At 60.4% G+C, this 6,350-nt stretch carries 5 protein-coding genes and 1 pseudogene; all 6 read right to left on the reverse strand.

Annotation, left to right across the window (positions count from 1 at the left end):
• Positions 1-267: 267 nt before the first annotated feature.
• On the reverse strand, positions 268-615 hold the full coding sequence (locus H0482_RS16020) for a c-type cytochrome (protein WP_193731056.1): 348 nt from the start codon (positions 613-615) through the stop codon (positions 268-270).
• The gene (locus H0482_RS16025; RefSeq protein ID WP_146291693.1) at positions 612-1,367 is read right to left on the reverse strand and encodes an SDR family NAD(P)-dependent oxidoreductase; all 756 of its coding nucleotides are present in this window, start codon (positions 1,365-1,367) and stop codon (positions 612-614) included. Before H0482_RS16025 ends, H0482_RS16020 begins: the two co-directional genes overlap by 4 nt.
• Positions 1,368-1,517: 150 nt before the next feature.
• Positions 1,518-3,404: a heavy metal translocating P-type ATPase gene (locus H0482_RS16030; protein WP_230989699.1), complete on the reverse strand. Its 1,887-nt coding sequence runs from the start codon at positions 3,402-3,404 to the stop codon at positions 1,518-1,520.
• Positions 3,405-4,150: 746 nt separating this feature from the next.
• On the reverse strand, positions 4,151-4,798 hold the full coding sequence (locus H0482_RS16820; protein WP_330998280.1) for an OmpA family protein: 648 nt from the start codon (positions 4,796-4,798) through the stop codon (positions 4,151-4,153).
• 737 nt (positions 4,799-5,535) lie between these two features.
• A pseudogene (locus tag H0482_RS16040) lies at positions 5,536-5,960 on the reverse strand (IS5/IS1182 family transposase); the annotation flags it as partial.
• 75 nt (positions 5,961-6,035) lie between these two features.
• Positions 6,036-6,221, reverse strand: coding sequence for a VIT1/CCC1 transporter family protein (locus H0482_RS16045; RefSeq protein WP_193731057.1), 186 nt, complete (start codon positions 6,219-6,221; stop codon positions 6,036-6,038).
• Between the last annotated feature and the right edge of the window lie 129 nt (positions 6,222-6,350).

Raw genomic sequence — 6,350 nt, forward strand, 5'->3', positions numbered from 1 at the left:
CTGAAGGATTCGCGAAAAAAGTGGCCTTGTGATGTCCCTTCAATAAGGCAGGAGCGTGGTAAGGCCAAGATGATGAACGGCGCATGAATGGAGGAATGGCGCGCGTGGTTTGGAATGGCGCAAATGGGGTGGTTTTCAGACAGTCAGCTTCTGGACCAGCCGATCTGAAAGCTGACATGCTCTAGCTGGCGAGCGCAATGGCGGGTCAACAGGATCGCAACTGTTGGACGTAGCGCCATCTCTCATCAGGACGTGCCCCCACTGGCCTCAAGGCTCCAATGTCTTGAGGTAAGCAACGATAGCTGCAGCCTGGTCAGGGTCAAACTCGAACTGCGGCATTTCGGGATGGGCTGTAACGATCCCTTCGACAAGCGCTTCGCTCAGGAACTCCACGTCGTAGCGCAGATGAAGGTCACGAAACCGTGGCGCGATATTCAGGGGGCTTTCGCCATTGGTTCCGATCGCATGACAATCGGCACAGTACATCGTCACCAACGCCCGGCCGTCTTCAACTCGATCGAATGCCTGTGCGACGACGCAACCGGCAAAGAACAGCCAAAGCGGGACAAAAACACGCAGTGCGGTGTCGGTAGTCGCACGTCCTCTATCGGTCATGCCGCGCTCCAGCCCATATCCACCGGCAGCACCGCGCCATTGAGGTGACGGGCCTCGTCGGAGGCGAGAAACAGAACGGCATTGGCGATGTCGGCCGGTTCAAGCATACCCGGATTGCTGGCCTGATAAGCACCCAATCGCCCGAGCCCAGCCTGGTCGAGCGCGTGCCCCTCGACGCTATCCATGATGTTGGTGCTGACGCCGCCCACTGCCAGCGCATTGCAGCGCAGTCCAAGCTTAGCATATTGAAACGCTGTACTCTTGGTCAGGCCGATCAGCGCGTGCTTGGAGGCGGTATAGGCCGCGCCCGCTGCGCCGCCACCTGTAGCGGCCACGGATGCGATATTGACGATTGAGCCGCCTCCCAGTTCCAGCATCAGCGGAACCGCTCGTCGCATGGCATACATAGGCCCGTCGACATTGACCGCCATGCAGCGGCGCCATGTCGCGTTGTCGACGTCGGCAACGGACTGGAACAGGTCCATCACGCCGGCATTGTTGACCAGAATGTCGACGCGCCCAAATTCGGCTGCTGCACGATCGATCATCGCAACGCAGTCTGCCTCCTTGGACACATCACCCGTCATGCCGATGATGGCGCCTCCGATGTCGCTCACTGCCGCCGCGATGGCGTCGGCATGCCAGTCTAGGGCAACAACCTTTGCCCCTTCCGCCACGAACCGGCGGGCAATGGCCAAACCGATGCCTGAGCCAGCTCCCGTGACGACCGCAACCTTGTCCTGTATACGCATGACCACCTCCGTTTAGGCCTCAGTCTACGCCTGTTCAACCGTCACGCGTTGATCGAGATCAACCGACCTCCGCGCTATCCGGCGCTAACCCCGAAGATCCGACACATGCTGTGGACTTCAGGATGCGAAAAGCGGCTCATCACTATCCTCCTAGGACGCGGTAGCAATATCTGGAGTGGGAAGCGCATGTGGTCTGATCCGCAACGCTCGCAGGGCATTGAGAATGACGGCGACGTCTATGGCCTCCTGCAGCAGCGCCCCCTGGACTGGCGTCAGGTAGCCAAGCGCCGCAGCGATCATGCCTGCGACCGACAGGCCGATGCCGACAGCAACGCTCTGCAGCGCAATCCGCCGCGCGCCTTGCGCTATTTCGACCCCGGGCAGCAGGCGATCGAGGTGATCGACCAGCAGGACGACATCGGCTGCCTCTGCAGAGGCGGCAGCGCCACGCGCGCCCATCGCCACCCCGACATCCGCCGCGGCCAGCGCCGGCGCATCATTGACGCCGTCACCCACCATCATCACAGGAGCATGGCCTTCCCTTTCGGTCAGGATCAGCTGCACTTTCTGGTCAGGCGTCATCTGGGCGTGGACTGCATCGAGGTTCAATCCAGCCGTGATGGCGTCGGCCACAGCGCGCCGATCGCCGGTCGCCAGCATGATCCGGGATATGCCCAAGCGCCGTAGGCCTGCCAGCAGCCCTTGCGTTCCCGAGCGCAATGCATCGGCCATAGTGATGTGTCCGGCGAGCTTTCCGTCAATTGCCACTGCAACAAGAGCGGCGCCAGCATCGAGAATGCGGCTTTCGGGTACGGCGCTGCCAATGCGATGCGCGACAAAGCTTGCGCCGCCAACCACAACCTTGCGGCCATCAACCGTACCCTCAAGGCCTTCTCCCGGGACCTCCACAACCTCCCCGGGAATGCGCAGGACGCTTCCGCGCTCGCGCGCCGATGTCACGATGGCTTGCGCCATCGGATGTTTGGACGCCTGCTCAAGCGAAGCGGCCAGGAACAGCAGTTCTTCCTCGCTCACGCTCTCAATCGTATCGATCGAAACGATCTGGGGGCGTCCATCCGTCAGGGTGCCGGTCTTGTCCAATACCAGCGTCCGGATGCTGGCGAGCGCTTCAAGCGGCCTGGCGCCCTTGATCAGCACGCCAAACTGCGCTGCCCGCGACAGCCCTGCCACAAGCGCCACCGGAACAGCCAAGATCAACGGGCAAGGTGTTGCGACCACAAGGACCGCCACGGCGCGTATGGGGTCGCCGGTGAACCACCACGCCAGCGTTGCAAGGATCACGGTGATGAGCAGGAACAGCAGGGAATAGCGGTCGGCGAGTCTAGCCATCGGCGCCTTTGATGCCTGGGCCGCCTCGACCAGCCGCACGATCCCGGCATAAGTGCTTTCCGAGGCGCGTCGCGTAACCCGAAGATCGAACGCCTCGCCTGCATTGGTTGAGCCGCTCATCACATTCTGGCCACGGCCAAGCTGCACCGGCATCGACTCGCCTGTCAGTGCTGACTGATCCAACATCGCCGTGCTGCTTTCAACAGCACCATCCACGGCCGCCACGTCGCCCTGTCGGATCAGGAGCAGATCGCTCGGCTCGATAGCGTCGAGCGGCACCTCTTCGAGCTTGCCGTCTCGGTGCCGGGTGGCGGTCCGTGGCACGCGGGACAGCAGCTGGCTCATTTCGCGACGGGCTCTGCCTTCCGCAAAGCTCTCGAGGAACGTGCCGCCTGAATACATCAGGGCAACGACGGCCGCCGCCAGCGTCTCACCAAAAAACAAGGCGGCCGACATTGAAAGTGCGGCCACGATATCCAAGCCCACTTCGCCCTTGGCAAGACTGCGGACGATTTCGACAAGAAGGGCTGCGAGGACAGGAACGACGCCAACGAACCACGCAATCCTGGCAAGCTCGTTGTTGCTGGCCCACATCAGACCCAAGCCTGAAACCAGCCCTGACAGGGCTACGACCAGCAGGGCAACATTCAGGCGGCTTCGCAGTGACGGGGGCATCAGGCGTGTCATTCCGGGTTCGAGTCAGGTCAGGCTTTGCAAGCACTATTCCTATCACGTTCACGCAGCGCCAGCTCGGGAAAGCAGTATCGGTGATATGAGGCACTCAGCCGCGCAAGAGGCTCGCACTGCCCCCAATGACCGCCGCCAAACGACGAAGTGTGCCTCAACTGAATGTCAGCTCTCGGGCGTACATCAGTCATCGTTGATGACCGATATGGGGTCGGCTTCGGACGGTCCGCTTGTAGAAGCGAAGCATCAGTAGTTGCCATCGAAGGCTGCCCTCATCAACGGTATTTCTCAACTCCATCGTAGCCGCAAGCCGACATGCGCTAGAGGTGGAATCTCGGAACTGCTCGCCAACTAGGCTCAGGCAAATTTCGTCAAATTAGTGGGTCCTGAGCCCAGGTCGCAGGCACAAGTGGCTGGGCGAAACCTCTGACAGGGTTGCGGACTTCCGGGCTATGGGCGGTGCGCATTTCCCTCGAAATCTGGTTGAAGGCGAAGTAGACGGCCTCGGATTCCTCACCGGTACAGAGATGGGTTTTGGCCAATTCATCACCGTTACGGGCCAGATCGGTAAATTCCCACCAGCCGGCATATCATTTTGGCGCAGCGATATGCGTCGCCATTATGTCCCCGGTCTTGGAGGTTGCGGAAAAGACGCTCTGCGCCGCCGCGGATATGGCGTTGCCCGAAAGGACAAAAACACCGCGGAGGTAGTGTTGGCTGCAAGTATCTCACTGCCGAGAAACCACTCACATTTTGACAATCTCGACACGCCGGGTGAGGGTGCGCCCGCCCTGAGTGTCGTTGGGGGCAACCGGCCTGTCGAAGCCGAAACCCAGCGCCGGCAGCCGCCCGGCAGTTACACCCTTGGACACTAGGTAGGTCTGCACCGCAGCCGCCCGGCGGCTTGACAGATCCTTGTTGAATGCGTCCGTACCGATATTGTCGGTGTGGCCCTCCAGCATGATCGCCCAGTCTTCGTGCTCGCGCAGCAATTCGGCGACCTGGTCGAGCATTGGATAGGAAGCTGCCTGTATCACTGCGGAATTGAAGTCGAAATTGGCGCCGTCGAACCGTGAGCGGCCAGCAGACTCCAGGTCGGCGCCAAGTTGCGAACCGGCCGCGCTGCCGCGCCAGTTGGGAATGTTCGGACAATCGCTGATGTCGCTGGAGATTCTCTCAGTGCTCCAAAAGGAATCATATCCATATTCGGGGTTGGAATCATCCGCTCGGCTCAGGACAAACAGGGATTCGTTGCCAGGGGTGAAGGCGAAGAGCGCAAGCAAATGCCGCACGTCGCTGCCGTCCTCCTCATGTTCGGTCATCTCGCCCCTGAGCATTCGGCCGTCCACTGCCGCGCCGATTAGCCCGGACCGATAATCGAAGCAGTCGGTCAACCGGCCTCCTTCCTGCTCAAGATGCACGTTCCCCACCCGTTCGCGCCTTCGTAGATGCCACTGACATTGTCGACATGCGCCGTGTCGGTCAGTCGGCGACCGTAGCCGTGGAAACCGGTCACCCCGTAGTTCTCGGCTCCGTATTTGCTGGTGAAGATGAGCCTGACCCAGCGACCGACCGCCTTCTGCGGCAAGATGAAGTTCTGATCGTTGCGGTCAATCTGGAGTTCGGCGGCGAACGCGGCGGAAAAACCAGCGGTGGCCGAAGTATCGGACACTTCAACCGTTACACCCTTCACCGATTTCTCCGCATTGGTCATGCCGCCGGTGTCGAAGGAGATGCCCTCCAACTCGGTCTGCTCGGGTAGTTCCAGCACGTAGATGGCGGGTTTCTCGCCCTCGGCGCGGGTGGTAAATATAGGCAGTTTCGTCGATCGGCGCATAAGGGGAATAGGCCATGTCGGCATAGTCTGCGTCATCCGGCTTCTGCACAAAACGGGCGCCAGCGGAGAAGGCAAACAGTATTCGGACGGAGGCGATTGCGCTCCAACCGGGACTACAGCCTGCGCAGCCAGAACGCAAAGCAGCAAGGGAAGGACGAAAATCCTCCCGACCAGACCAAATTTGCACATCGACGGCTTCCTGACTTGCAGGTTTCCTCGCGGGCCGCACGAGATGACGTGGAGCGTTGCGATCTGCAATCCGCCAAAGGGCAGGGCGCCATTCACGACTTCATGCGTTGCAGCGAGAGTAATTTCTGAGAAGAATGCCATTGGACACTTGTCGTTGCGCGTCGCGACGCGCCCAAACATGACCTCGACCCAATTGCGCTGTTTATAGCGGAGCTTGCCGCAATTGCCCTCTGTGTTCCGGGATTTCCTACCCAGAATACAGGGCGTAATCCACTTCGCCTGCAATGCGTCACGATACCAATCGGCATCATAGACACGGTCGGTCGGCAGCCATTTGGCCTTGGAAAGCTCATCAGGCATGGCTGCGGCGCCGGTGTAGTCGCTGACCTGAGCGGCCTGTTGTGAAGAAACCGATCGGGCGACCATTCGCATCCGTTACGGCATAAAGCTTGGTGTTTACGCCGCCTTTGATGCGGACGATCAGGCGGCCCGCGCCCCCTCACTACCTGTAGGCTGGGTGCCGTACGATGGGGCTCCCTGGCGCCTGAGCGGTATCGGAAGTGGCGGAGAGGGCAGAACAGTTCATCGCGCCGCAAGGCGACGCATCATCCGCCGAGTACGAATGCGATGGCAACGAGCGCAATGCCGATCAACACCATCAGCATTCCGGTCTGCCACGGGCGCCCGACATAAAGCCCGAATGCGAAGCCGGTAAGGAACAGCAGCAGGATGGCAATGATATTCGACACCCTGAGTGCCAGAGCGCTTTCGTCGAAGAGCAGAAACGGCAAAACTGTTCCCCGTCAGCGCCCATGGCACAGATTGAGGGTTGAGCTTTAAGGAGTGTTTTGGTCTCGTCGTCTGACGAAGGAACCAAGATGACTGCTAAATCCCCGAGCACCAAAAAGCCTGCCGAGCAG

The sequence above is a fragment of the Devosia faecipullorum genome (genome assembly GCF_015158295.1).
Lineage (GTDB): Bacteria > Pseudomonadota > Alphaproteobacteria > Rhizobiales > Devosiaceae > Devosia > Devosia faecipullorum.